The organism is Lysinibacillus sp. LZ02 (assembly GCF_050613145.1).
Taxonomy (GTDB): Bacteria; Bacillota; Bacilli; order Bacillales_A; family Planococcaceae; genus Lysinibacillus_B.
In genome coordinates, this window is the sequence record NZ_CP192507.1 from 845169 (window position 1) to 870060 (window position 24892).

The following is a 24892-nucleotide window of genomic DNA, read 5'->3' on the forward strand; positions in this document are numbered from 1 at the left end:
TAAATCTTTAAAAACTAAAAAAACATCATGCGCCCATTGAGAAATTCTCAGGGACGAATGATGTTTGAATCCGCGGTACCACCCAGCTTGCTCTAGTTTTGAGCCACTCTGCTTCGTAACGTGAAGGAGACGAGCTAGGATACTTGAAGTTCACCAAGCTAACTCGGAAGTCCATTCCATTTGCATACGCATCTGCTCACACCGACCGCAGACTCTCTTTAGCATAACATCAAATGTACTACTCTTCGTCATCGTTTTTTATTTTCTAATTCATTTTTGAAATTATATTATATTGTACTGTGAAAAATCAAATTTTTTTTAGCATATACCAAGAAAAGAAAGGACATACTATACGAGAAAAGAGCAACCATTTTTACTATTTATTCGTCAAATGAAATGAAACGAATAGATTAATTCTCAGTTACTGTTTAACGATTGAGAATAGAGTGTTTGTTGATTTTTCAAAATAAATGCTTTTGAACTAGAAGGTGTAGGGAAAAAATGATTATTTATAGCATAAATGAGTAATTTCGAGAATTAATTTGTTGAATTATTGGTTGATAAAAGTGTCACTTTTTGATGGGAAGCTATATCCAAATGATAAATATTGTTGTATAATGTAGACAAGGTTTTACATTAAACTAATTCTAAAGTGAGAAGTTGTTATAGATTGAATTTAAGATGGAGGGAAGTGGACCAATGTTAGTGACATTATTTACATCTCCTAGTTGTACCTCATGCCGAAAAGCAAAAGCGTGGCTTGAAGAGCATGATATTCCTTATACAGAACGTAACATTTTTTCCGAGCCGTTAACGATTAGTGAAATTAAGAAAATTTTACGTATGACAGAAGATGGTACAGAAGAAATTATTTCAACTCGTTCAAAAGTTTTTCAAAAGTTAAATGTAGATGTAGAAACATTAACTTTACAACATTTATATGAGTTGATCCAAGAGCATCCAGGGCTATTACGTCGTCCTATTATTTTAGATGAAAAGCGTTTACAAGTAGGGTACAATGAAGATGAAATCCGTCGCTTTTTACCACGTAAAGTACGTGCATATCAATTACAAGAAGCGCAGCGCATGGTGAACTAAATAAAATAGTGAAGATGTTGCAACAGTTTAATAATGTGTAGCATCTTTTTTCTTTTTATTAAAATCATAAAATTAGCCTTGATTTCATAGATACAGTACAATACAATTTCAATATTCAAATTATTTGGTTTGGATAGTGTTTTTTCCTTTTCATTTTATGTGCCAACATCATACAATAGAGTTATAGAGTTCGAGCCGCTTCTCGATACTTTATAGAACGTTTGGAGTGTTCATATGTTGGAAGAAGCATGTATGATTTTTGGTGATTTAACCAAATAGTAAGTAACAGCGGTTTACATGTGTTTCAACGGAATGACTGTGAAGGGAGTTGGAGTCTTATGGACATTGAACGCATTAATGAAAATACACTAAAGCTATTTATTACGTATAGTGATATTGAAGACCGTGGCTATAGTCGGGAGGAAATTTGGTATAATCGCTCAAAAGGCGAGGAGCTGTTTTGGGATGTAATTGGTGAAGTAAATACAGATGACTACTTCGACTTAGATGGGCCAATTTGGATTCATATTAATGCATCTGAGCAAGGGCTTGAAGTCATTGTAACACGGGCGAATTTACATTCTGACCAAGAGGCGAATGCCCTTATGGATGACTTTGAAGAAAACCGTGAAGTAGCTGAACAATTGCGTGAAATGGAAAATGTTATTTTTGAATCGTTTGAAAATGATTCAGATGAAGATATGACGATTACAAATGCAAGATTTACGTTTAAAGATATAGATGAACTTGTACCACTAGCAAAGCGTATCGTGTCGTTTGGATTAACATCTTCACTTTACCAATTTGAAGGGCGTTATTATTTACATGTTGATTTCACGAACTTACCTGAACAACGTGAACGTAAAAATACGTTAGCGCTTATTAAAGAATACTTGAGACCATCACGATTAACAAGTTATCGTTTAGAAGAGTATGGCGATGTGATTATGGAGCAAAACTGTTTTGAAACAGTAATTGAATATTTCGCATAAATTTATAATCCGTGCTGATAAAAGGCGCGGATTTTTTTATTGTTTTTTCACCCAAATTTTTATTTTGGTTGTTTTTGTATATTTTGATTGAATCTAGTGTTTTTATTTCTTACAATGTGGGAAAGGAGGGTTAAGTTATGCTTGTCGCCATAGACGATCAAGGAGACTACTTGATATTGACGAAAAGCTTAACGGAAGCAGCCTTACAACAATTGCGTGAAAAACCGTTATACTGTCCACATTGTAAAGAACGTCTTATTTTAAAAGCGGGTGCAATTAAAATTCCGCATTTTGCACACACCGCAAATCGTGCCTGTGAATCACTGTTTGCAGAAGGAGAATCTGAGTTGCATTTGCTCGGCAAACAGCAATTATTTATGCATTTTCAGCAACTCGGATATGATGTTCAATTAGAAAGTTATTTACCGCATTTACAACAAAGACCCGATTTACTTATTACAAGAAAAAAGCGATACGCACTTGAATTTCAGTGTAGCCGTATCCCAGAACAATTACTTCATCAACGCACAGAGGGTTATAAAAAGAATGAGATTGTGCCAATATGGTTATTAAAAACACCTGCTTTTCCAACGTTACAAGTAGGTCGCACACTCAAAGCGTCATTCAATCTTTTTTATCAACAATTTATAACTGATAACTACGTCATCACCTATGATCCACAGTCCCAACAGTTTGTTTACTTCAGTGACCTTCTTTATTTACAAGGGAATTTATTTTTATCTCAAGTATTAGCGTTGCCACTAACCTCACAAGTATTTCCGTTTTATGAGCCAAAATTGCTAACTGAAAAAGGGTTTTTATCGTTATTTGAAGAGTATACTAGGTACCGGAAGCAATTTTTACATGGTCGACTTTTTTACAGTCAGGCAGGTGTAAATGATTTATTTTTACGTGCAGTATACGAATGCCAATTGCAGCGCGTTGGACTACCACCTTATATTGGCGTACCAGTTCCGCACGCTAGAGGGATTTCTTTATTTTCAGCAGAATGGCAAATGTTATTTTTTTACTTTATGAGCTGTAATAATTTAACGATAGAGAGTGTAAACGACAGTACAAAGCATCATTTTTTATCGTGGGCAAAATTACCAAATACTCAGCAGTCTTTTTTAGCTATAGATGATTATGTGAAAATATTACGTGCCTTGTCGATTAGCGATATTAGCGCAACGTGTACAAGGGAACAATTAATGCGTGTACTGTATAGCGAATTAATTGCAATATGCTGAAAATATTGAGAAAATAAGGTGAGAATTTCGAAAGCCGGAATATATGGAGGGAAAATGAGATGGCAAAAGACGTTTTATTGCGCGAGCAAGTACCAGAAGAGTTAACATGGGATTTAACGCCTATTTTTGCGTCAGATGCGGAATGGGAAGCAGAGTTCAAAGAAATTGAAGCGCTTGAAGAGCAGGCAAAAAAGTATCAAGGAAAAGCAACAGCAGATGCGGAAAGCTTATATAAGGCGTTGCAGTTTGGCGATCAAATGTATGAACGCTTTAGCAAGCTATATGTATACAGCCATCTAAAGCATGACCAAGATACGACAAATAGCCAATATCAAGCGATGGATAGCCGCGTTAGCTCATTAGGGGCAAAATTAAGTGCGGCATGGTCATTTTTAACACCGGAGATTTTATCGTTAGATGAAGAAACCATCAATCGATATGTAGAAAGCTATAAACCGCTGCAGCTATATGCACAATCGTTAAAAGAGCTTAACTTAGGTCGACCACATATTTTATCGGCGACAGAGGAGCAATTACTAGCGCAAATGTCAGAAGTGACAGGAGCTTCTGGCGATACATTTAGCAAACTGAACAATGCTGATTTAGAATTCCCAAAAATTAAAAATGAAGATGGGGAAGAAGTACGTATTACGCATGGTTCGTATATTTCATTTTTAGAAAGTACGAATCGTCAAGTACGTGAAGATGCCTTTAAAGCTGTATACGAAACATATGGGAAGTTTCGTAATACATTTGCGTCGACGCTTGCAGGGAATGTGAAAGCGCATAATGTGAGAGCGCGTATTCGCAAATATGATTCAGCTCGTCATGCAGCGATGAGTAATAACTTTATTCCTGAAAAAGTGTACGATCAATTGATTGCAACAATCCATGAGTATTTACCATTACTACATCGTTACGTAGCACTCCGTAAAGAAGTGTTAGGGGTAGATGAGTTACATATGTATGACTTATTTACGCCGCTTGTAAAAGAAGTGAAGATGGACATGCCGTATGAAAAAGCAAAGAAACTAATGGTTGAAAGTTTTGCACCACTGGGTGAAGAATATCAAACGATTGTGCAGCAAGGACTGGATAGTCGCTGGGTTGATGTAATGGAAAACAAAGGGAAGCGTAGTGGCGCCTATTCTTCGGGCACATATGGTACAAACCCTTACGTATTAATGAATTGGCAGGACAATGTAAATAATTTATTTACATTAGCCCATGAATTCGGTCATAGTATGCACAGCTACTATACACGCAAAAATCAGCCGTATCCATATGCAAGCTATTCTATTTTCGTAGCAGAAGTGGCTTCTACATGTAATGAAGAATTATTATTCGATTATTTATTAAAAACAATCGATGATCCACAGCAAAAGATTTACTTATTAAATCATTGGTTAGATAGCTTCCGCGGTACCGTATTCCGTCAAACGATGTTTGCTGAATTTGAGCATCTAATTCATGAAATGGATGCAAATGGTGAAGCGTTAACAGCTGATAAGCTAACAGAAGTGTACTATGATTTAAATGTGAAATATTTTGGTGAAGCGATGACAATCGATGAAGAAATCGGCTTAGAATGGGCGCGTATTCCACACTTCTACTATAATTATTATGTCTACCAATATGCAACAGGGCAAAGTGCTGCAACAGCACTTAGTAAGAATATTCTTGAAGAAGGACAGCCTGCTGTTGAGCGATATATTAACAACTTCTTAAAAGCCGGTTGCTCAGACTTCCCAATTGACGTGTTAAAAGCGGCAGGGGTAGATATGGAAAGTCCAGTACCGATTGCCGAAGCTTGTAAAGTATTTGAAGAAAAATTAACTGAACTTGAAAAGTTACTTTTAAATAAATAAAGTGAAGGACCACTAGAAATCGTTCTGGTGGTTTTTTGCTGCTTTGTAGAATATTTTTCTAAGTATAGTGATATTTTTCTTGGATAATAGTTTATTCACTCACAAACTATCGTGATATTTCGAAATAGATTAACGAAAAACGTTGGTATTACTTGAATATGCAAACGCTTTCTATTTGACGAATTTGTGAAACTATTGAACAGTTATTGCGGATATTATTATTGTGTGATAAAGTAATAAACGTGAAATAAATCACATAACAAACATACACCCCTTTGTTTGAACGTGAACATTTCTCCCATCCCCTTTGTGAAAAGAGGTGTCCTATCTGTCGAGGATAGGGCGCCTCTTTTGTTTTTTTTTGGGTACCCGGTACGTACCGGGTACCAAGCTGGCACTACGCTGGCACCATAAAAAATCCAGCTAGCATAGCTAGCTGGATTTTTGTATAACAATCGTTATTTTAAACGCCAAAGCGTAACATCATCGGTCATAAGACGCTCGATTTTTTGTTGTAGCATCCGTTTTTTTAATTCACGCTCTGCTGCGACATAATCGATGGAGAAAATTTCTGCTACTTCAGCAGTTGTTAAATGTTCATATCGTTTGAATACATCCTCTAACGATGGGATCGGTTTTGGTACAAGTTCCTCGCCAATCATTTCTTGTAAAATATGCTCATATACCTCGTAATGATAGGAACCATTTACCTTCAATCCCTCATCTTCAATGCACTCGTTAAAGAACACAATGCTTGGCACTTCATCAACGTCCATTTCCCTTGTAATGTATAAATCACATTGGAAGGCGCGGGCTGCTTCTTTTGATCCGAAATCTATTGTAAATTCATTCATATCAAGACCTATTTCATCTGCGATTTGCAGAAGGGTGGCATGGGAATTTACGTTTTTGGTTTTTAAAGCTGCATATTGTTGTAATTTTGTTAAGTAGCGTGAACCTGCCCGTTTTCCTTGTAATTCAGCAGCTTTAATAGCAATTGAAGGTAAGACTGGGTGTGTAATGTCTAGCTCTGCGCCGTTCAAACAACCTTTCATACGGTTTGTTATAGAATTGAGAGCCGATAGTTCTGTACTAAGTACGTAACGCCATGTGAAATAATGTTCATATTGTAGTTGCAGCTTGCGCAATATGCCCTTCATCGCAAATGCTTTTGGACAAAGTGGGTCGATAAAAATATATAACTCTACTGGTTTATGTGCAATAGAAGGTGCAACAGGCTGTGATAATAATTGAACACTATTCATCTAATCCCTCCTCATCTTCATTCGGTGCATTGACCATATGATGAGCAGTTAAAACAAGACGTTGGAAATATGTTTCACGAAACTTTCCGTCTAAACCAACCTCATCCATTGCTTCAGCCATGCATTCTAACCAAGCTTGTGCACGATCAGGGGTAATTTTAAAGGGCATATGACGAGCACGCATCATCGGATGACCATGCTCTTCTGTATATAAATTTGGCCCACCTAAGTACTGGGTTTGAAACTGAATTTGCTTACGAACCGTTTCAGTTAAATCTTCAGGAAAGATTGGAATGAGTTGTGGATGCTTTGCAACACGCGCATAGAAAGCATGTATAAGCTCCGAAAGCTTTTCAGCACCAAGTTCCTCGTAAGGAATCGTATATTTTCGATTCATAGGTGATACTCCTTTATGTCTCACTTCTTTTAGTATACGTTTACTATATACTGTATCGTTATATAACATCTTTATGTTTATTTTAACAATGACGCTGAAAATTCACAAATAAAGCGTCTCTATGGGAAAATAAGGATAACGGAAATGTTAAGTATTATATGAATTTAGTATTTTTTTGACATAATTTTGAGTTTCTTTAAATGGTGGTATCCCGTTATATTTTGAGACATTCCCAGGTCCGGCGTTATAAGCAGCAAGTGCTAATGATATATCACCGTTAAATTTATCTAACATTTGTCGTAAATATTTTGTCCCACCCATAATATTTTGAGTGGGGTCTGTTGCGTCTGTTACGCCTAAAAATTTTGCGGTTGAAGGCATGAGTTGCATTAAGCCTATGGCACCAGCTGAACTTATGGCATTTGGCTTAAAACCTGATTCCTGTTTAATGACGGACTCAATTAATTTCGTAGGAATATTATATTTTGCTGCAGCTGCTTCTATTACCTCTTTATAGTTTGTATGGGAAGCCCCTACCGATGTTGTTGGCGTCGATACAGAGAGTGCTTCCAGTACACTCTGTGGGACGTTTAACTGTCCTTCGTAAATAAGTGATTGTAAATAGTTCGCAACATTCTTTTGTTCTGCTGAACTTTCGGATACACTTCCGAGTAAATTACTTAATTGTGAAGATTGCTCAGTTGAAGCAGATGCTAATAATTCTTCGATCAATGATGAGAAAGCAGATGAGTTGGAATTTAGGACTGAGTTCGTTTCGTTATTACTACCACCAATTGATTGAATCGTTTGAATTTCCATTAATGTTCGTAAAGCCTGAATATCCATGTTCTTATTCATCCTTTATTCATATTGTTGTGCTAAAGCATCTGTAAAGCGCGCGATTTTTTTCTTTGCATAGCGTTTTTTTATATGGTGCTTCGTTAAAAATTGCTCAAAAATAGCAAGCCCTTTTTGTTCATCGGTTGTTTCATATTCTACTTCATAATCTTCACATTGCAAATAAAAAGAGTGATCCAGTACAAGTGTTCCACCCTCGTAATCTATCTCTACCCGGTTGGTAATAAGGGAGCCGAATAGTTGTAATTCTGTTAGTGGTACATTCATATGAAGTAATCGCTGTTCAACAGAGGGGGCTGCAAATGTAAGACCACGAATCATTTGTGCTGCCATATCTGCTGTTAAGGCATCGGTTGTTTCCAAATGAGCATGTTCTGAAGAACGTTCCTTTAATGTACATTCAATGTGGTCGGGTAACACACGAATCCGTAGTCCGCTCCATGCATTTTTCAAATGGTAGTCAGGTGTATCAAAGTAATGATTTTCTTGGCGTACAATTTGTTCAGGCTGAATATTGAAATATGTGAGTAGACGATTGTATTCTTCTTTTGTTAATAAATTTTTAAATTCAATTTCGATTTGTTGACTCATCTAAAGTATCCTTTCTGCAAGGGCTGCCAATATTTCCAGATTGTATTTCAAAAATGCCCACTGCATCAACGTAAGTGGTATGTTAAAATATGAAAAGACAGACTGGAAAGGGAGACTTACACTTGCGTAACGTATATAAAGTCGAAAATTATGTTGATGTACACAATAAGCTTACATTTAGTGTAAATGAAGAAGCATCAACTATTCAAATTATACCTGCTGGACAGGTAATTGTTGACTCAGATCATCATGCTTTTATTTATATTGTAGAGGAAGACGGGGCTTTTAGCTATTTAAGCTTTGGCTTAGACATGTGGCCTGCTTTACTAGAAGTAGTGCAGCGTGGTGAAAATCCGTATTTATCTGTAGGGGAAAATACAATTGAATTACTTCATTTCTATGAAGAACTAGAGGCATTAATTTATAATATTGAAGGAAATGACAACTACGGCGAATCATTTGTGACAGCAGTAGAAGCCGCATTTCAAGCGATTTTAACAAATAATGAAGTATAATGAAACAAGAAGTGCTAATGAGATAATGTAAAGTTATTTCGGTGTTGGGAGGTTATTATTTTGGGACAATGGGATGTTTTTTTAAGCCCGTATAAGCAAGCGGTAGATGAGTTAAAAGTGAAATTGAAAGGAATGCGTTCACAGTTTGGGATTGTGAATGCAAACTCTCCAATTGAATTTGTAACGGGAAGAGTAAAGCCTTTAGCGAGCATTTACGATAAATCGTTACAAAAAGGGGTACCGTTTGAGCCTTCTGACAAATTAGCAACGGAATTGCAAGATATTGCGGGTGTGCGTATTATGTGTCAATTTGTTGATGATATTACAGCGGTTACGGAGCTTATCCGTCAGCGCGATGATATGAAAGTGATTGAAGAGAAGGATTATATTACACATAGTAAACCGAGTGGGTATCGTTCACATCATATAATTATTGAATATCCTGTTGAAACGATTCAGGGACAAAAAATTGTCGTAGCAGAAATTCAAATTCGTACATTGGCCATGAATTTTTGGGCTTCAATTGAGCATTCATTAAATTATAAATATAAAGGGGAATTTCCCGAGGTTATTAAACAGCGCTTGCAAAATGCCGCAGAAGCAGCGTTCCGTTTAGACGAGGAAATGAGTCAAATTCGTAGCGAAATTCAGGAAGCACAAGCTTATTTTAGCGAATATAAGGAAGATCCAGCAGTACTTAATAATTCAGAAAAGGAGCGTGAAAAATCGTGAAGTTTGCTATTCAATCACGCCGAGATATGCAATCCAATGAATTAATGGAGCTCGCGAAAACATATTTACAAGACTTTGGATTAATGTTTGATGAAGAAGAACCGGATATTGTATTATCAATCGGTGGAGACGGGACGCTTTTACATGCTTTTCATCGTTATTCACATCGTTTAGATAAAGTAGCATTTGTCGGGATTCATACGGGGCATTTAGGGTTTTATGCAGACTGGAAGCCATCTGAATTAGAAAAGCTTGTGTTATCCATTGCTAAAAAAGAGTTTAATTCTGTCGAATATCCATTACTTGAAGTACAGGTTCATCGTCATGATGCTGCGTCAAGTACATATTTGGCACTAAATGAGGCAACGATTAAATCGCCAGATGTGACGCTCGTGATGGATGTAGAGTTAAATGGGAAGCATTTTGAACGCTTCCGCGGGGACGGGTTATGTGTATCAACTCCATCAGGTAGTACAGCTTATAATAAAGCGCTTGGGGGAGCCATTATTCATCCAACGCTTAATGCCTTTCAAATTACCGAGATGGCTTCCATTAATAATCGTGTATTCCGTACAGTGGGGTCATCGCTTGTGTTACCAGCCCATCATAATTGTGTATTGAAGCCAGTAAACGATCAAAAATTCAATATGACGATTGACCATATTCAAATTACGCAAACAGATGTAAAGTCGATTACGTTTAATGTTGCAAATGAACGGGTTCGTTTTGCCCGTTTCCGTCCATTCCCATTCTGGGAGCGTGTACATGACTCGTTTGTTTCAAATGAGTAAGCGAGGGGAAATATGGAAAAACGATTTACTGTCACATTTATGGCGAAGCAACAAGGACAATTATTGCGGGAAGCGATTAGCAATTTTGGCATTTCCAAACGTGCGCTGACGGCAATTAAGTTTGAGGGAGGTCAAATTTTAATAAATGGTACGGAGCAAAATGTACGTTATCCTCTTCATGTAGGAGATGAGATTACGGTTAAGTTTCCGGTAGAGCGGGTGAGTGATGGGTTAATACCCCAACAAGGCGTTCTCGATATTGTTTATGAGGATACGGCACTTCTAGTATTAAATAAGCCTGCCTTTATGAGTACCATTCCTTCACGCGAGCATCCGGATGCGAGCGTAGCGAATTTTGTGGCAGGCTATTTTGAACAACAGCATATTGCCTCCACTGTGCATATTGTAACGCGACTGGACCGAGATACTTCTGGGCTGATATGTATTGCAAAACATCGTCATATTCATCATTTAACAGGACTGATGCAACGAGCAGGAACTATTCATCGAGAATATGAAGCGATTGTCCATGGCCATGTGGAGAACCAATCGATTATTGCACCGATTGGAAGAAAAGATACGAGTATTATTGAACGTGAAGTACGGAATGATGGTCAATATGCGCATACAGATGTAACAGTGCTGAAGCAATTTTGGGTAGATGATAAGCCATATTCACATATTCGGTTAAAGTTATATACAGGGCGTACACATCAAATTCGTGTACATATGGCGCATATTGGACATCCCTTAATAGGTGATGAATTATACGGTGGGAGTCGCGCATTCATTGCACGCCAAGCACTTCATTGTGTACGTTTAGCATTGGCACATCCTGTATCGGGCGAACCATTCATTTTTAATAGCCCGCTACCAGCAGATATGCAAGAAATAATTTTCTAAAAAAAGGTGTTCGGCTACAATCGAGCATCTTTTCGTGATTTTAAATAGATTGTTAAATTTCTGTATGAATTTTAAAGATTTTATTTACGAATGGTAGCGCCATGCCTATTATGAATTTGAGAGGAGGGATAACATGATCGAACCACAAAACGAGAGAGATGATGTGCTATACGATGAAGAATTTCTGCGACAATTATTATTAGACCATGAGATTCAAGCATTCCGTGAGCATTTTTTAGAAATTCATCCGTACGATCAAGCGCAATTTTATGAGAAGGTTGGACCTGATATACGTAAGATCATGTATCATTTTTTATCTCCTCAGGAAATGGCGGTCATCTTCCGAGAGATTGAAATAGAAGATGATGCATACCAAAACATGTTGAAAGAAATGGATACATCGTATGGGGCCGCGATGTTATCAGAAATGTACACGGATGATGCAGTAGACGTTTTATATGAACTCGATAATAAAGAACGTGAAAGCTATCTAGAGATGATGGATAGCGAAACCGTTGAAGAAATTAATGAATTATTAGCGTATGCTGAATATACAGCTGGGGCTATTATGACAACGGAATATGTATCGATTTTAGAAAGTTCTACGGTACGTTCAGCCATGACTGTGCTCCGAAAAGAAGCACCCAATGCTGAAACCATTTACTATATTTTCGTTGTGAATGACCATCATCAATTGACCGGAGTTATTTCATTACGTGATCTCATTATTGCCGATGAGGATAAGCGCATTAGTGAAATTATGAGTGACCGTGTCGTATCGGTACAGTTAACAGCAGATCAAGAAGAAGTCGCACAAATCATGAAGGATTATAACTTTTTAGCCTTACCTGTAATTAATGAGAATAGCGAATTACAAGGAATTATAACAGTCGATGACATTATCGATGTTATTGACGAAGAAGCAAGCGATGACTACTCGAAGCTAGCTGGTATTTCCGATATAGAAGATATTGATACGGGTCCATTAAAGGCAGCCAAAAATCGTTTACCTTGGCTCATTGTCCTATTATTTTTAGGAATGCTCACGGCCAACTTAATGGGGCAGTTTGAGGCAACACTTGATCAAGTAGCATTACTTGCTGTATTTATTCCACTGATTTCTGGTACTTCAGGGAATAGTGGCACACAGGCACTTGCTGTGGCTGTTCGAGGGATTGCGACGGGAGAAGTGAGCGAGAAAAGTAAAATGAAGCTGTTGATGCGCGAGTTAGTAACAGGGATCATTATGGGGCTCGTCTGTGCAGTCATCGTAGTCGGCATTGTTTACTTTTGGAAGCATAATTTAATTATTGGTTTGTTAGTCGGGGGAGCTATTTGTTGTTCGATTTTAGTTGCGACGCTTGCGGGGTCGTTTATTCCGTTACTGATGCATAAGCTAGGTATTGACCCAGCTGTTGCATCAGGACCGTTTATTACGACACTCAATGATGTAACAAGTTTATTAATTTATTTAGGACTGGCGACAATGTTTTTGAGTGAAATTATGTAGAGGGAACTGTTGGGCTAGCTGTTTCATCATACAAAGAACTGTGTCGAATAGCAGGCGTTTTGCATATCGTAGTGTAAAAAAGGATGTGGCAGGTTGGATTATCCGTTATTGTACATTCAAACCCCACCACCAGCGCGGCGAATTGAAGAGGAAAGTACATCGATTTATGTCAAGAAAGAGTCGGTGCCATCATTGATTATGCATCAGCTTCGCTATTTTTCAAGACCGACTAATAAAGATCGGCCATTGTATTTTCAACTAAAAAACGATGAACATTTAGTCGGTACGATCGAAAAACTAAATGGCGAAGAAGTACTGGTCAATGCCTTGGAACAAAAAATATGGCTTGCTGCTGAATCAATATCGTATATTTCTACAAAATAAGAGAGCGGATGCGTCAATGCATCTGCTCTCTTTTTTTAGTTACAAATCCCAAGATTTACGTCTTCGATACATTGAACTGCGCAGAAGCAACTTAAGTCAACTGTAATACAGCTGTCTGAAGCGGCATAGCCACTAACCTCGCAAACTTTATGAAGTGATACTTGAGTGCCGCAATCTGATAGTAAACATACTGGATAGTCATTTTCACATAGAGGAATTAGTACGCGTAATGTTGCGCAGCAGTCATCGAATACGTCTTCTACACGGAAGTATACTGATACACATACGTCTGGGTATTCATCTGATGCAAAAGTAGCCATAAACGGCTTACCTGTTTTAGTCAGTAATGTAAATACACGTGTATCTGCTGAAGAGCGAGCAGGGCTCACGATTCCACCAAGTGGCTCTAAGAAACAGTTTGTTGTACATGTTGAGCAATCATCTCGAACTGCTTGAGTTTGAATGTCTAAAATTGCGCGCACTACTTCACATACGCAATTGCCGCCTTCAGTAACTCCGCCAACGTTATTATGTCTTCCACAACCCATAAATTCACCTCCCTACAAGTAAGTTCTTTATAAAGTATGAAAGTGTATTTGGTGTGTTAGGGCGTTTGCACGTATTGAATATAATTTGCTTTCAACGGTGATACTACGTACATAAAGGAGGTGCAATGAAGTGAGGAGGATACTGCTTGCGGTATGTTGTTGTGTAGTACTTGCTGGATGTGGTAACACAGGTGAAAAGTTTACAACTTTTTACACTACATATGATGAGGAGAAAGCAACGAAATTAGAAGAAATACTCAACAATGAAAGCAATATAGATCACGCCAATGTCATTTTCGTAGAAGATAGGTTACTTGTAGCAATGCAAGTGAAGCCGTGGATGCGCTATAAAAAGCAAAAAATCGAAGAAGCTATAAAAGAAAAACTGGAGAAGGAATTTCCGAAATTACAAATAACGGTTTCAACGGATTTTAAATTGCATTGGGAATCCGCCAAATTAATTGATAAAAATGAAGAAGAAGGACTAAGCGATAAAATCGAAAAGCTAGACAAGCTATCAAAGGAGGAAACATGATGGATGCGCAACGTTACCAAACAATTGAACAGCAAATTACGCCAAAGCCGCCCATTGCTTTAAATATGTTAAAAGCGTTTTTAGTTGGCGGCATTATTTGTGCGATTGGACAAGCTATTTCATACTTTTATATTATTTTCTTCGACTTTACAGAACAAACAGCAGGCAATCCAACAGTGGCAACAATTATTATTATTACGATGTTTTTAACAGGAGCAGGTTTATATCGTAAAATTGGCCAATTTGCCGGCGCGGGGAGTGCTGTACCGGTTTCAGGGTTTGGGAATGCCGTGATTTCTGCAGCTATTGAGCATAGATCAGAAGGTCTTGTGTTAGGTGTGGGGAGCAATATGTTTAAGCTTGCTGGATCAGTTATTTTATTCGGTGTAGTATCTGCATTTTTTGTAGCTTTAATTAAACTTATTCTTGTATCAATTGGGGTGGTATCATGGTAATTGTGTTTCAAAAGAAGCCCGCCATTTTAGCATGTGCAGCTGTCACAGGACCACTTGAACAGAAAAGTGTATTTAAAGCCTATTTTGACTCGATTATGGATGATGAAAGATTTCAAGAAAATACAAATGAAAAAGGGCAAATGGCGCTTATACAAGAAGCGAGTAAAGTACTGCTAAAAAAGGCAGATGTTAAAAATTTAGATATCGATTATTTTTTAAGTGGCGATTTAATTAATCAAATGACCCCAACAAGCTTTGCAGCAAGAGAGTTAGCGGTGTCTTTTATTGGTTTATTTGCAGCTTGTGCAACTGCTGTTTCATCGGTGATCATTGCGGGATTATTAACAGAGCTGGGCGCATCCAATTTTGCCATTGCTGGTGCGAGTAGTCATCATAATGCGACAGAAAGACAATTCCGTTATCCAATCGATTATGGTGCGCAAAAGCCTGCAACCGCCCAATGGACAGTGACAGCAGCAGGATATGCGCTTGTAGGGAAGTATCATGAAGGGATGCCGTATATGGTAGCCGCAACGGTTGGAAAAGTAGTCGATTACGGACAGGACAATCCTTTTCACATGGGGGGGGCGATGGCGCCAGCAGCGTATAGTACCATTACAACCCATTTGGAAAAGCGGAAGCAAAAGCTAAGCGATTATGATGTCATTTTTACTGGAGACCTTGGTAAAATCGGCTTAAAAATTTTAAAAGCAATGTTTGCAGAAGACGGTATTAAGAGTGATGAACTAAATTTAATTCGAGATGCTGGGGAAGAGTATTTTGGGGAAGATCAGCGTTTTAATGCTGGTGCTAGCGGCGCAGGATGTTCGGCTTCGGTATTTTACAGTTATGTTGATTTACAGTTAAGAACAGGGCGTTATAAAAAAGTGTTGCTAGTAGCAACAGGTGCGTTACTTTCGACGTTATCGTATCAGCAAGGCGAGAGCATTCCTTGTATTGCGCATGCAGTAGAAATTAATGTGTAGGAGGGACTTGCTATGATTTACTCATTTATTTTTGCATTTGTTGTTGGTGGGTTAATTTGTGTTGTTGGCCAATTACTGATCGATGTGGGCAAACTAACACCAGCTCATACATTATCAACCCTTGTAGTTGTCGGCGCGATATTAGATGGACTTGGACTATATGAGCCACTAATTGATATAGCAGGAGCTGGCGCAACGGTTCCGATTACGTCATTTGGCAACGCTCTTACACACGGGGCGATTGCTGAAGCAGAGAAACACGGCTGGATTGGCGTATTAACAGGAATGTTTGAAGTAACGAGCTCAGGTATTAGCGCAGCCATCATTTTTGGTTTTATTGCCGCATTATTTTTTAAAACAAAAGGTAAAATTGATTAGACAAATATCCTCCCTTTAGTTGTTTTTGTAACATACATTAGCAAATAAAAGGGAGGTGTTTTTATGGGCAACTATTGTGGAGGCTACAATTATGGCTGGCAGGGAGGCCAATGTCCATCTTACGGTGGCGGTAATGACGGTAATGGCTCCGTGTTCGTGTTAATCGTAGTATTATTCATTTTATTGATTATTGTTGGGAGCGTGATTGTGTAAGGAGGAGAAAAAATGGATCAGTTTTTTAAACAAATCGAAAAAAAGACCGGTGTGTCATTTGAAGAAATTTTAGCATTAGCTAATGCTATTCAGCATGCCGATTTTAAAAATGAGCGCCAAGTTCGAAAAATTGTACGCAAAGTAAGTAAGCTGGCTAACCGCCCAATCACGCCAGAATTAGAAGATAAAATCGTACAATCTATTTTACAAGATGGTCAATCACTTGATCTAAATAGTATTCAAAAAATGATGCGATAAAAAAAGCAGATCATCCGTACTGAGCGGCAATCTGCTTTTTTCACGAATAGCAAGGCTAACATAGCTAAACATATAACATCAGCTCGTTCTAAGTGGAAATGAGCTGATGTCTTTTTTTAAGATAAGAAAGTATAAACTTTTTCAAATGGAAAGAGTGTCTAGCGCAAGCGGACCAGCCCTTCGTGACGTTTCGAAAGTCTCTTCGTGTGCAAGCACACTATGAGCCTATCGTAAACAGCATGTCGGGGCTAAAGAGGGTGCTTGCGCTTTTCTAATTTAAATATTTTTTTCCATTGCGCGATGTGGAATATAGGCGTCTAAAAATTCTGGTGATGTGACTACATAACCGAGTTTCTCATAAAATGGTACAGCATAAGATTGGGCATTGAGCTTCAATGTTGTCCAACCGTATTGAATCGCATCTTTCTCAACATGCTCCATTATCAATATACCGAGGCGTTTTCCGCGATAATCTTTCAATACACAAACACGTTCAACTTTTCCAATCCCTGGTGATACTTCCCGCGCACGAGCGGCTGCAATCGTTTTTTCGCCGTCTTGCACGATAAAGTGTTTCGCTGTCTCATCAAATTCATCTAATTCAAGGTGTACCGGTACACCTTGCTCTTCGACAAATACTTTTTTTCGTACATTAAAAGCGAGTTGTTTTTCTTCTTCTGTTGTAACTAGTTTTACATTAAACACGAACTCATTCAACTCCGCTCAATCTAAATGTTTCATATGTCGTCCATGAACCATCTTCTAGTTGGTATAGAAGATGGATGCGATCGATTGTTTCCTTTTCATCCACACCAATCATTCGAAGTTGACCAAAAATATCGTCATGCTCAGAATCTGTCATTTTTTGTGCTATGGTAATATGTGGAACGAAAACATATTTTGGTGTACCAATGTTTAATTGCTCTTGAATTTCTTTATGAATGTCTTCAAGCTGAGGTGTTGGTTCAACGCGGAAATAAATCGCGTTCGTCGTTGGGAAGAACGAACTTACACGCGAAGCATGAATAGCAAGTGGTGCAAATCGATTTGCGATTTCAGTAAGTTTTTTAGAAATCTCTTCGATTTGCATTTCATCTGCTTCAAACGTATCCTTTAATGTCATATGCGGTGTAATTTTCGCATAGTGCGGATCATAACGTTTGCGATAAGTATTCGCTAAATCTTGTAGTTTTTTTGATGGAAATGCAACAATGCCGTACTTCAAAGTTCATTACCTCCCGAAAATTCGAAATTTTTATTCCTTTACAGTATAGCAGATAGTACAAATTTGCGCGATTCTACTGCAAAGATTAGCCGAAATTTTCAATTAAAGCACGCTTTAAGTCAGGCTTCCAATATTTCCACGTATGATTGCCCTTAAACTCTTCATAAAATGTGTTAAACCCCATATTGACCATTAGTTGATGCATTTCACGGTTAGGTGTTAAAAAGTCCTTTACGGTTTTATCGTGTAAAATCACTTCATCTTCATCCGTACCAATCACATGATAAATGGATAACAAATCAAGTTGAGTAGCATGCCGTACTTTATCCATGACTAAATCATCCACATAAGGTGAATGTAAAATCGCTTTTCCAAAGGTGTTAGGGTATTGAATCGCTGCTAGTAATGACACTGTTGCAGCCATTGAATCACCGATTAATCCGCGATTTGAACCTAATGGGATCGTTGAAAATTCTGCATCTAAATACGGTACTAGCTCATGCGCTAAAAAGCGAAGGTATGCTTCATGTTGATCGCCTGAGGGGATATATTTTCGTTTTCGGTCTGCTACACTTTTATAGGATACACCGACAATAATTAAGTGTTCGATTTCATAATCATCAATGAGCTCATCCGCCAAACGAGGAATTCCACCTAACTGGAAATAATCTTTCCCATCTGATGCGATTAAAATATTATATTTGTATAGTGGAGTATAGTTTGCAGGGATATATATCAGTAGCTGCATATGTTCCTGTAAAGACTCACTGTAAAAAGTAATATCTTTAACTGTTCCTTTATCCACTTATGTCACTCCTTCTCTCGGTTGTAAGGAAATTGTATCATATTAAATCTTAAAGGTGTAAGATATAAGAAGTGCTTTTCTTCCATCACAACTAAAAATAGAAATGAGGATTAGTAATGAATAACAAAAATGTTCGCGTGCATTCAGATGAAGTAGCTGCTGCGACACATGCAGCATTAGAGCGCCGCGGGGTTACAGTAGAAGCAATCGCAGAAATAGTATATGAAATGCAAAAAACATATAATCCCGGTTTAACAATTGAGCATTGTATTAAGTCGGTTGAACGTGTTTTACGTAAACGTGAAGTGCAGCATGCTGTACTAGTCGGTGTGGAGCTTGATGAGTTAGCGGAGAAAAAAATGTTATCTCAACCATTACAGTCAATTGTTGAAAACGATGAAGGATTATTTGGTGTCGATGAAACAATTGCACTCGGCTCTGTATTTACGTATGGTAGTATTGCGGTGACAACTTTCGGTCATTTAGATAAACAAAAAATTGGTATTATTGAAAAGTTAGATACAAAAGTGGGTCACAGCATTCATACATTTTTAGATGATTTAGTTGGTAGTATTGCGGCTAGTGCAGCATCTCGAATTGCTCATAGAATGCGTGATTTAGAAGAACAAGGTGAAACGTTTGCGGATGTCCCACCTGTTGTGCTCGGTCCAAATAATAAGCCAAAACCAAAAAAAGATATGTAAAAAGTGCGCCATTTACGTGAAAGTAAATGGCGTTTTTAGTATAAATCACTTATGATAATTACTTGAGATGATCGAAACAAGGAGAAATTGCGATGAAACTAAAAGACATAAAAACATTGATTACAAGTGGTACGGTTTTAGTGGCACTAGCACTTTATATGATTTTTGGTGATAAACCACCAGAAAAAGTAGAGGATACACAAAGTTCTGTACTCATTCCATTAGAGCAGGCAGAGCAAATAACAGGCAATACGCCCCTTGCTGTTGACTATGTATCGGCGAATGATGGCGATACAATTAGTGTGAACATGAATGGTGAAAAGAAACGAGTTCGTCTATTGATGATTGATACACCGGAGATGAATTATGATAAAGGGGACCCAATGCCATTTGCCGAAGATGCTAAAGAATTTACGATCAACTTACTAGAAAATGCTGAATCTGTGCAGCTATTATTCGATAAAGGGCCTGAGACAGACCATTATGATCGATTATTAGCCTATATTTATATAGATGGTATGATGTTGCAAGAAGCGTTATTAAAAGAGGGTTATGCAGCTGTTCGTTACGTAAATAAGCCAAACAATTCATTAGAACAGCAACTCCGAGACATTCAAGCAGATGCAGAGCAACAAGATATTAACATCTGGTCATATGATAATTACTTCCAAAAGGACGGGTTTCATCCAGAAGCAGTCAATAAATAATTTATAAATGTGGGACTGTCTGAAAAGGCAGTCCCTTCTTTTTCCGTAGCGCTATTTAATTTGATATTCATGACTTGACGTAACTAAGTTATATGTGTAAACTAAGTTACAAATAGTAAGTTTAAACTTACGCGTACGAAAAAAATGTTTCATGATTAGTCATAGATGGAATGTTTTAATCGTATATATTTTTTATACTATATCTCGAATTCGAGATAAAATGAGGGGGAATTTTTTATGACAAAGTATACAGTAGACCAATCGCATTCCCACATTGGCTTCCAAGTGAAACATATGATGGTATCAAAAGTAAAAGGTGGCTTTGATTCGTATACAGCCGAGGTAGAAGCAACGAATTTAGCTGATTTAACAGATGCAAATATTTCATTTGAGTTTGATGTGGCAAGTATCAACACAAAAAGTGAAGATCGTGACAATCACTTGAAATCAGCTGATTTCTTTGATGTAGCGCAGTATCCAACAATTCAGTTTCAATCGACAGACATTATAAAATCTGGTGATCGTTATGAAGTGTCAGGGAACTTAACAATTAAAGATGTTACAAAGCAAGTAACATTCCATACAGCATTTAACGGTAAAGGTACAAATCCTTGGGGGCAAGAAGTATACGGCTTTGAGGCAGAAGCAAAAATTAATCGTGAAGAATTTGGCTTAACATGGAATGCTGCACTTGAAACAGGCGGTGTGCTTGTAGGGAAAGAGATAAAAATTATTGTAGAGTTAGAATTAAACCCTGCTGGATAAAGTGAAACTTCAATCAGTGGGGGGTCTTTATCCCCCACTGATTGAAAGAGGAACGCAAGCTAAGAACGCCACGTCGCGAGCGCAACGCCTGCGTGACCAACGTCCTGTTGCCCTTAACTACGGGTAGTTGATCTCCCACCTACGTTTCTCGATTTTCTTAAGCCTTGAGGAGGGAGTCTTGTACCTGTCGCTTTGCTTTCGGTACAGATAAATTACTACCCGTTAATGCGGGATAAATGGACAACAGGAATTCCATTCGTTTGGGGTTCCTGACTTTTTTTGTCTGAATTTGCTATAATGGCGATAATCGTTTTAGAAATGAGGGAGTTTTTTGCTAGTAGATTTCAAAGTGAAAAACTGTTTATCTTATAAAGAAGAAACAGTTTTTTCTATGGTAGCAGGTAGCCGTATACGCAAATTAAAAGCATCACATACGATAGCACATCATAAATTGAATATGGTGAAAAGTGCATTTATCTTTGGTCCGAATGGCAGTGGCAAATCTAATTTATTTACCGCCATTAAAGTGCTTCGTTCACTGTTATTTAATTTTGAGAGTTTAAATAATGTAACGCAAATGAAATTACCATATCAGCCGTTTCAACTCAGTGAGAACAACGGGGAGCCAACGGAGTTTTTAATTGGACTCCTATTAGATGGAGAATTTTTTGAATATGAAGTCCATTATTGTGCGGACAAGATTTTATTTGAACGTTTTTCAAAAATAATGAAGTTATCAACGAAGCATTTTTTTATACGTACATATAATGAAGAAACGAAGGAATATGAATATACGTTTTCAAAGAAAAAGCATGCAGAGTTAAAAAATTATACACGTCCAAATACGGCATTTTTATCACTTTTAAATGTTTTTAACGATCCGCAAGCAGCGAAAATTTTTGATTGGTTCCTCAACAAAATTATTTTCTTAGATGAATCGCATCGTTTATCGAGTCATCCGCTTCTTCGTAAGTTAGAGGATGAAGTGTTTAAGCAAGAAGTACTCAAGCTTTTAAAAATTGCGGACTTTTCCATTCAGGATTTAACCGCTCGTCGTGTGGAAAGAAAAGAGAAAAATACGATTTTACATGATTTTGATACGGCAGATGCAATTATTCAAGAAATAGATATTGATCTCCATTATTTATCATATGATGATAAAGGAACGCCAATTGGTACAAAGACGATTAATTGGACGATGGACTCTAAAGGGACGATTCGCATGCTGTATTTAGCAAGTGTAATGGTAGATGCACATAATAAAGGCAAAACCATTTTCATTGATGAGTTTGATACCGCCTTCCACGTCTCTATTTGTGAATTTTTAATGGCTATTATGAATAGTGAACGAAATGTCAGTAACCAGTTTATCGTGACGAGCCACGAGATTGATTTACTTGATCAGCCGCTTCGTTCAGATCAAATTTGGTTTGTGAATAAAAGCTTTAAAAATGAATCGGAGCTGTATTCGCTATTTGATTTTGCAGATTTACATAAAAAGCGCGCGGATATTTCATATGCGAAGCGTTACTTAAAAGGGGAGTTCGGTGCGACACCGGTTATTAATGAATACTTATCAAAACAATATTTAAGAGAGGAAGAACAATGAGAACAAGAGAAAGAGGAAGGCTTGCTTTACGCAAGACAATACTCATTTATTGTGAAGGCGAAACGGAACGTATTTACTTTGAGCAAATGAAAATATTAAAGCGGTCAAAAATGGTGAGTGTCAAAATTAAAAATGTAAAACGTTCTGCTATTAAGCTGGCACAGCATGCATACCGGGATTCGAGCTATCAACCATTTGATGAGGTATGGATTGTATTTGATAAAGATGATTTAACAGAGTGGCAACTAGAAGAGGTTAATGCGTTTTGTATACAACACAATATTAATATTGCTTATACAAATGAAGCATTTGAACTGTGGCTACTTTTACATTTTGAACAAATCGATGTGAGTCAAGTATATCCTCGTGCGTTACTGAATGAAAAAATGGAGGAATATCTTGGTGTTACACGCTACATACGAAATAAAGGAAACGCTGAAGTCATTGCACCCATTGCGCTGCGTCACGAAGTTGCCGTAAGGAATTGTATGGAAATGATGAAGCTACGTGATTCGGATAGCCGTGATAATCCTTACTGTAATGTGCATGAAATGATTCAAATCGTTTTTTAGGGATAAAGTATATGTTTTCAAGAAAATTCACATAAGAAGGACAACAACTCGCGCTATTTTGGCGCGAGTTATTTTTTTTGCGATTGCACTTGGAAAGCAGGTTTATGCAATCACTAAAAAAGAATTTTTAGAAAATATAGAATAATTTTAGGTTTAGGGTTGTTTTATTAGATTAAGTATAATAAAATAACCTTAAATATATAAAACCTAGCTGAATTATAGGTTTTAATAGAGAGGTGACATTGTATGGCTGCACCAATCGTAAAAATTGAGCAAGTATCGAAATCCTATCACTCACAGGGGCAGGATACACTCGTTTTAAGTAATATTTCACTCGACGTAGAAAAAGGTGAAGTCATTTCGATTTTAGGGAAAAGTGGCTGTGGTAAAAGCACATTGCTGAATTGTATAGGCGGCTTTGAACAAGTAAATGAAGGGCATATTTTGCTAGACGGGCAAGAAGTAAAAAAGCCAAGCAAACGCTGTATGATGTTAATGCAAAATTATGGACTGTTACCTTGGCGCTCTGTACAGAAAAACGTAGAGCTAGGATTAGAGGGGATGAATCTTTCAAAATCAGAGATACATGAAAGAGTAAATGATTATTTAGAAATGGTAGGGCTTGCGGACCGTGCCAATGCATTTCCGAGTGAGTTATCTGGGGGAATGCAACAGCGTGTAGCGATTGCACGAGCACTTGCTATTCAGCCCGAAGTCATTTTAATGGATGAACCTTTTGGGGCACTTGACACATTTACACGCTATTATTTGCAAGATGAGCTGATTCAAATTCAAAAGCGAGAGCAGACAACGATTGTGCTTGTAACACATGATATTGATGAAGCGATTTATTTATCAGACCGCATTTTTATTATGAGTGCAAATCCAGGGCAAGTGCATAAAGAGATTAAAATCCAGGGCTCGAAACCACGTGATCGCTCGGATTCGGATTTTCAGCATTATCGTGAGCTAATATTTAATGAATTCCAGTTTACAAATAAACAAGCAATTGAATACAACATTTAGGAGGAAAAGCATGAAAAAGGTTTATGGATTATTCGTATTATTGTTCGTACTTGTACTTGCAGCGTGCAGCAATGATGAGGCAACCACTTCGTCAGCTGACGGTGAAAAGCCAACAATAAAAATTGGTTATTTACCCATCACACATGCTGTACCGCTTTATATGCAAACAGACAGTGAATATGAAGATTACAAGTTAGAATTAGTGAAATTCGGTTCATGGCCAGAGTTGATGGATGCTTTAAATACAGGAGCTATTGACGGGGCATCGGTACTTATTCAGCTAGCAATGAATGCAAAGGAAAAAGGTATTGATTTAAAGGCAGTTGCACTCGGTCACCGCGATGGCAATGTATTAGTCGGTGCACCACATATTGAATCAGTAGAAGATTTAAAAGGGGAATCATTCGCTATTCCAAGTCGTTTCTCGACGCATAATATTTTGCTATATGAAATGCTACAGAAACACGGAATCGCTTATGAAGATGTCAATGTTATTGAACTACCACCAGCAGAAATGCCAGCTGCGTTAGCGGAAGGTCGTATTGCAGGGTATGTAGTAGCAGAGCCATTTGGGGCGATTTCAGTGGCACTTGAAAATGGTAAAGTCCTTTATCAATCAGAAGAAATTTGGCAAGATTCCATCGACTGTGGGTTAGTATTACGCGGTCAATTTATCGATAAAAATCGTGAATTAGCAAAAAGCTTCGTAAGCGATTATGCAGTAGCTGGCGAGTTAGCAGAAGCAAAAGATGCTCACACACATGAAGTAGTAAATGAATATTTAACGGTTGAAGAAAATGTTTTAGATTTATCACTAGAGTGGATTTCATACGATAATTTAAAAATCGAAGAAGAGAGTTATGCCGTTTTACGTGAAGCACTACTTGAAATGGGCTTATCCGAAAATCCACCAGCTTACGAGGATTTCGTAGATCCAACTTTATTTAACTAA

31 protein-coding genes and 1 other annotated feature are annotated in these 24892 nt (G+C 37.7%); of the genes, 23 read left to right on the plus strand and 8 right to left on the minus strand.

Features of this window, described 5'->3' with window-relative positions; genetic code table 11:
- Positions 1-46: 46 nt before the first annotated feature.
- Positions 47-261 (minus strand) — a binding site (T-box leader).
- A gap of 438 nt (positions 262-699) precedes the next feature.
- The 4 genes from spxA to pepF all read left to right on the plus strand — a co-directional run bounded on the left by spxA (position 700) and on the right by pepF (position 5208).
- Entirely contained in the window at positions 700-1098 is a 399-nt protein-coding gene (gene spxA / locus ACQQ2I_RS03750; RefSeq protein ID WP_391375538.1) for a transcriptional regulator SpxA, read from the plus strand.
- 338 nt (positions 1099-1436) lie between these two features.
- Positions 1437-2090: an adaptor protein MecA gene (mecA, locus tag ACQQ2I_RS03755; protein ID WP_431029243.1), complete on the plus strand. Its 654-nt coding sequence runs from the start codon at positions 1437-1439 to the stop codon at positions 2088-2090.
- Between the two features lie 137 nt (positions 2091-2227).
- Positions 2228-3340, plus strand: coding sequence for a competence protein CoiA (locus ACQQ2I_RS03760; RefSeq protein WP_431029244.1), 1113 nt, complete (start codon positions 2228-2230; stop codon positions 3338-3340).
- A 59-nt stretch (positions 3341-3399) separates the two neighbouring features.
- A complete protein-coding gene (pepF, locus tag ACQQ2I_RS03765; protein WP_431029245.1) occupies positions 3400-5208 on the plus strand; it encodes an oligoendopeptidase F in 1809 nt (602 codons plus the stop codon).
- A 458-nt stretch (positions 5209-5666) separates the two neighbouring features.
- Here the strand turns inward: pepF and ACQQ2I_RS03770 are convergent, their stop codons facing one another.
- The 4 genes from ACQQ2I_RS03770 to ACQQ2I_RS03785 form a co-directional block, all read right to left on the minus strand.
- Positions 5667-6473, minus strand: a complete 807-nt coding sequence (locus ACQQ2I_RS03770; protein WP_431029246.1) for a DsbA family protein — start codon at positions 6471-6473, stop codon at positions 5667-5669.
- Positions 6466-6870 carry a globin gene (locus tag ACQQ2I_RS03775; protein WP_431029247.1) on the minus strand — a complete coding sequence of 135 codons (405 nt, stop codon included), beginning with the start codon at positions 6868-6870 and terminating at the stop codon, positions 6466-6468. The genes ACQQ2I_RS03770 and ACQQ2I_RS03775 overlap by 8 nt, the downstream gene beginning before the upstream one ends.
- 147 nt (positions 6871-7017) lie before the next feature.
- Entirely contained in the window at positions 7018-7716 is a 699-nt protein-coding gene (locus tag ACQQ2I_RS03780) for a lytic transglycosylase domain-containing protein (protein ID WP_431029249.1), read from the minus strand.
- A gap of 15 nt (positions 7717-7731) precedes the next feature.
- Positions 7732-8319 (minus strand): CYTH domain-containing protein, encoded by a 588-nt coding sequence (locus ACQQ2I_RS03785; RefSeq protein ID WP_431029250.1) that lies wholly within the window; start codon positions 8317-8319, stop codon positions 7732-7734.
- A 122-nt stretch (positions 8320-8441) separates the two neighbouring features.
- On the opposite strand from ACQQ2I_RS03785, the gene ACQQ2I_RS03790 reads away from it, so the two are divergent.
- From ACQQ2I_RS03790 to ACQQ2I_RS03815, 6 genes are all read left to right on the plus strand, one after another.
- Positions 8442-8834, plus strand: a complete 393-nt coding sequence (locus tag ACQQ2I_RS03790; protein ID WP_431029252.1) for a hypothetical protein — start codon at positions 8442-8444, stop codon at positions 8832-8834.
- A gap of 60 nt (positions 8835-8894) precedes the next feature.
- Positions 8895-9566, plus strand: coding sequence for a GTP pyrophosphokinase (locus ACQQ2I_RS03795; RefSeq protein WP_431029253.1), 672 nt, complete (start codon positions 8895-8897; stop codon positions 9564-9566).
- Positions 9563-10357, plus strand: coding sequence for an NAD kinase (locus tag ACQQ2I_RS03800; protein WP_431029254.1), 795 nt, complete (start codon positions 9563-9565; stop codon positions 10355-10357). Before ACQQ2I_RS03795 ends, ACQQ2I_RS03800 begins: the two co-directional genes overlap by 4 nt.
- A 12-nt stretch (positions 10358-10369) precedes the next feature.
- Entirely contained in the window at positions 10370-11260 is an 891-nt protein-coding gene (locus tag ACQQ2I_RS03805; protein ID WP_431029255.1) for an RluA family pseudouridine synthase, read from the plus strand.
- A 133-nt stretch (positions 11261-11393) separates the two neighbouring features.
- A complete protein-coding gene (gene mgtE / locus ACQQ2I_RS03810) occupies positions 11394-12770 on the plus strand; it encodes a magnesium transporter (protein WP_431029256.1) in 1377 nt (458 codons plus the stop codon).
- 93 nt (positions 12771-12863) lie between these two features.
- Positions 12864-13154 (plus strand): 4-diphosphocytidyl-2C-methyl-D-erythritol kinase, encoded by a 291-nt coding sequence (locus ACQQ2I_RS03815; RefSeq protein ID WP_431029257.1) that lies wholly within the window; start codon positions 12864-12866, stop codon positions 13152-13154.
- 35 nt (positions 13155-13189) lie between these two features.
- Here the strand turns inward: ACQQ2I_RS03815 and ACQQ2I_RS03820 are convergent, their stop codons facing one another.
- The gene (locus ACQQ2I_RS03820) at positions 13190-13702 is read right to left on the minus strand and encodes a CotY/CotZ family spore coat protein (RefSeq protein ID WP_431029259.1); all 513 of its coding nucleotides are present in this window, start codon (positions 13700-13702) and stop codon (positions 13190-13192) included.
- Positions 13703-13832: 130 nt separating this feature from the next.
- On the opposite strand from ACQQ2I_RS03820, the gene ACQQ2I_RS03825 reads away from it, so the two are divergent.
- The 6 genes from ACQQ2I_RS03825 (at position 13833) to ACQQ2I_RS03850 (ending at position 16527) form a co-directional block, all read left to right on the plus strand.
- Positions 13833-14237, plus strand: coding sequence for a YhcN/YlaJ family sporulation lipoprotein (locus ACQQ2I_RS03825; protein ID WP_431029261.1), 405 nt, complete (start codon positions 13833-13835; stop codon positions 14235-14237).
- The gene (spoVAC, locus tag ACQQ2I_RS03830; RefSeq protein WP_431030444.1) at positions 14237-14692 is read left to right on the plus strand and encodes a stage V sporulation protein AC; all 456 of its coding nucleotides are present in this window, start codon (positions 14237-14239) and stop codon (positions 14690-14692) included. Before ACQQ2I_RS03825 ends, spoVAC begins: the two co-directional genes overlap by 1 nt.
- Complete coding sequence (locus tag ACQQ2I_RS03835; RefSeq protein ID WP_431029262.1) at positions 14686-15678, plus strand: stage V sporulation protein AD; 993 nt, start codon at positions 14686-14688, stop codon at positions 15676-15678. The genes spoVAC and ACQQ2I_RS03835 overlap by 7 nt, the downstream gene beginning before the upstream one ends.
- 12 nt (positions 15679-15690) lie before the next feature.
- Positions 15691-16056 (plus strand): stage V sporulation protein AE, encoded by a 366-nt coding sequence (gene spoVAE, locus ACQQ2I_RS03840; RefSeq protein ID WP_431029263.1) that lies wholly within the window; start codon positions 15691-15693, stop codon positions 16054-16056.
- Between the two features lie 63 nt (positions 16057-16119).
- On the plus strand, positions 16120-16269 hold the full coding sequence (locus ACQQ2I_RS03845) for a YjcZ family sporulation protein (RefSeq protein WP_431029265.1): 150 nt from the start codon (positions 16120-16122) through the stop codon (positions 16267-16269).
- A 12-nt stretch (positions 16270-16281) separates the two neighbouring features.
- On the plus strand, positions 16282-16527 hold the full coding sequence (locus ACQQ2I_RS03850) for a stage VI sporulation protein F (RefSeq protein ID WP_431029267.1): 246 nt from the start codon (positions 16282-16284) through the stop codon (positions 16525-16527).
- A 276-nt stretch (positions 16528-16803) separates the two neighbouring features.
- On the opposite strand, the gene ACQQ2I_RS03855 is transcribed toward ACQQ2I_RS03850, so the two are convergent.
- The 3 genes from ACQQ2I_RS03855 to ACQQ2I_RS03865 all read right to left on the minus strand — a co-directional run bounded on the left by ACQQ2I_RS03855 (position 16804) and on the right by ACQQ2I_RS03865 (position 18557).
- Positions 16804-17232, minus strand: a complete 429-nt coding sequence (locus ACQQ2I_RS03855; protein ID WP_431029268.1) for a GNAT family N-acetyltransferase — start codon at positions 17230-17232, stop codon at positions 16804-16806.
- Between the two features lie 4 nt (positions 17233-17236).
- Positions 17237-17752, minus strand: coding sequence for a YjcG family protein (locus ACQQ2I_RS03860; RefSeq protein ID WP_431029269.1), 516 nt, complete (start codon positions 17750-17752; stop codon positions 17237-17239).
- Positions 17753-17837: 85 nt separating this feature from the next.
- Positions 17838-18557: an alpha/beta hydrolase gene (locus ACQQ2I_RS03865; protein ID WP_431029270.1), complete on the minus strand. Its 720-nt coding sequence runs from the start codon at positions 18555-18557 to the stop codon at positions 17838-17840.
- Positions 18558-18673: 116 nt separating this feature from the next.
- Here ACQQ2I_RS03865 and ACQQ2I_RS03870 point away from each other — a divergent pair, with 116 nt between their 5' ends.
- From ACQQ2I_RS03870 to ACQQ2I_RS03900, 7 genes are all read left to right on the plus strand, one after another.
- Positions 18674-19261, plus strand: coding sequence for a phosphatidylglycerophosphatase A family protein (locus ACQQ2I_RS03870; RefSeq protein ID WP_431029272.1), 588 nt, complete (start codon positions 18674-18676; stop codon positions 19259-19261).
- A gap of 92 nt (positions 19262-19353) precedes the next feature.
- Positions 19354-19968, plus strand: coding sequence for a thermonuclease family protein (locus tag ACQQ2I_RS03875; RefSeq protein WP_431029273.1), 615 nt, complete (start codon positions 19354-19356; stop codon positions 19966-19968).
- Positions 19969-20205: 237 nt separating this feature from the next.
- Positions 20206-20733, plus strand: coding sequence for a YceI family protein (locus ACQQ2I_RS03880; protein WP_431029274.1), 528 nt, complete (start codon positions 20206-20208; stop codon positions 20731-20733).
- 331 nt (positions 20734-21064) lie between these two features.
- A complete protein-coding gene (locus ACQQ2I_RS03885) occupies positions 21065-22342 on the plus strand; it encodes an AAA family ATPase (RefSeq protein WP_431029275.1) in 1278 nt (425 codons plus the stop codon).
- Positions 22339-22914, plus strand: coding sequence for an RloB family protein (locus ACQQ2I_RS03890; RefSeq protein WP_391376090.1), 576 nt, complete (start codon positions 22339-22341; stop codon positions 22912-22914). Before ACQQ2I_RS03885 ends, ACQQ2I_RS03890 begins: the two co-directional genes overlap by 4 nt.
- A 246-nt stretch (positions 22915-23160) precedes the next feature.
- Positions 23161-23940 carry an ABC transporter ATP-binding protein gene (locus ACQQ2I_RS03895; RefSeq protein WP_431029276.1) on the plus strand — a complete coding sequence of 260 codons (780 nt, stop codon included), beginning with the start codon at positions 23161-23163 and terminating at the stop codon, positions 23938-23940.
- Between the two features lie 10 nt (positions 23941-23950).
- A complete protein-coding gene (locus tag ACQQ2I_RS03900; RefSeq protein WP_431029277.1) occupies positions 23951-24892 on the plus strand; it encodes an ABC transporter substrate-binding protein in 942 nt (313 codons plus the stop codon).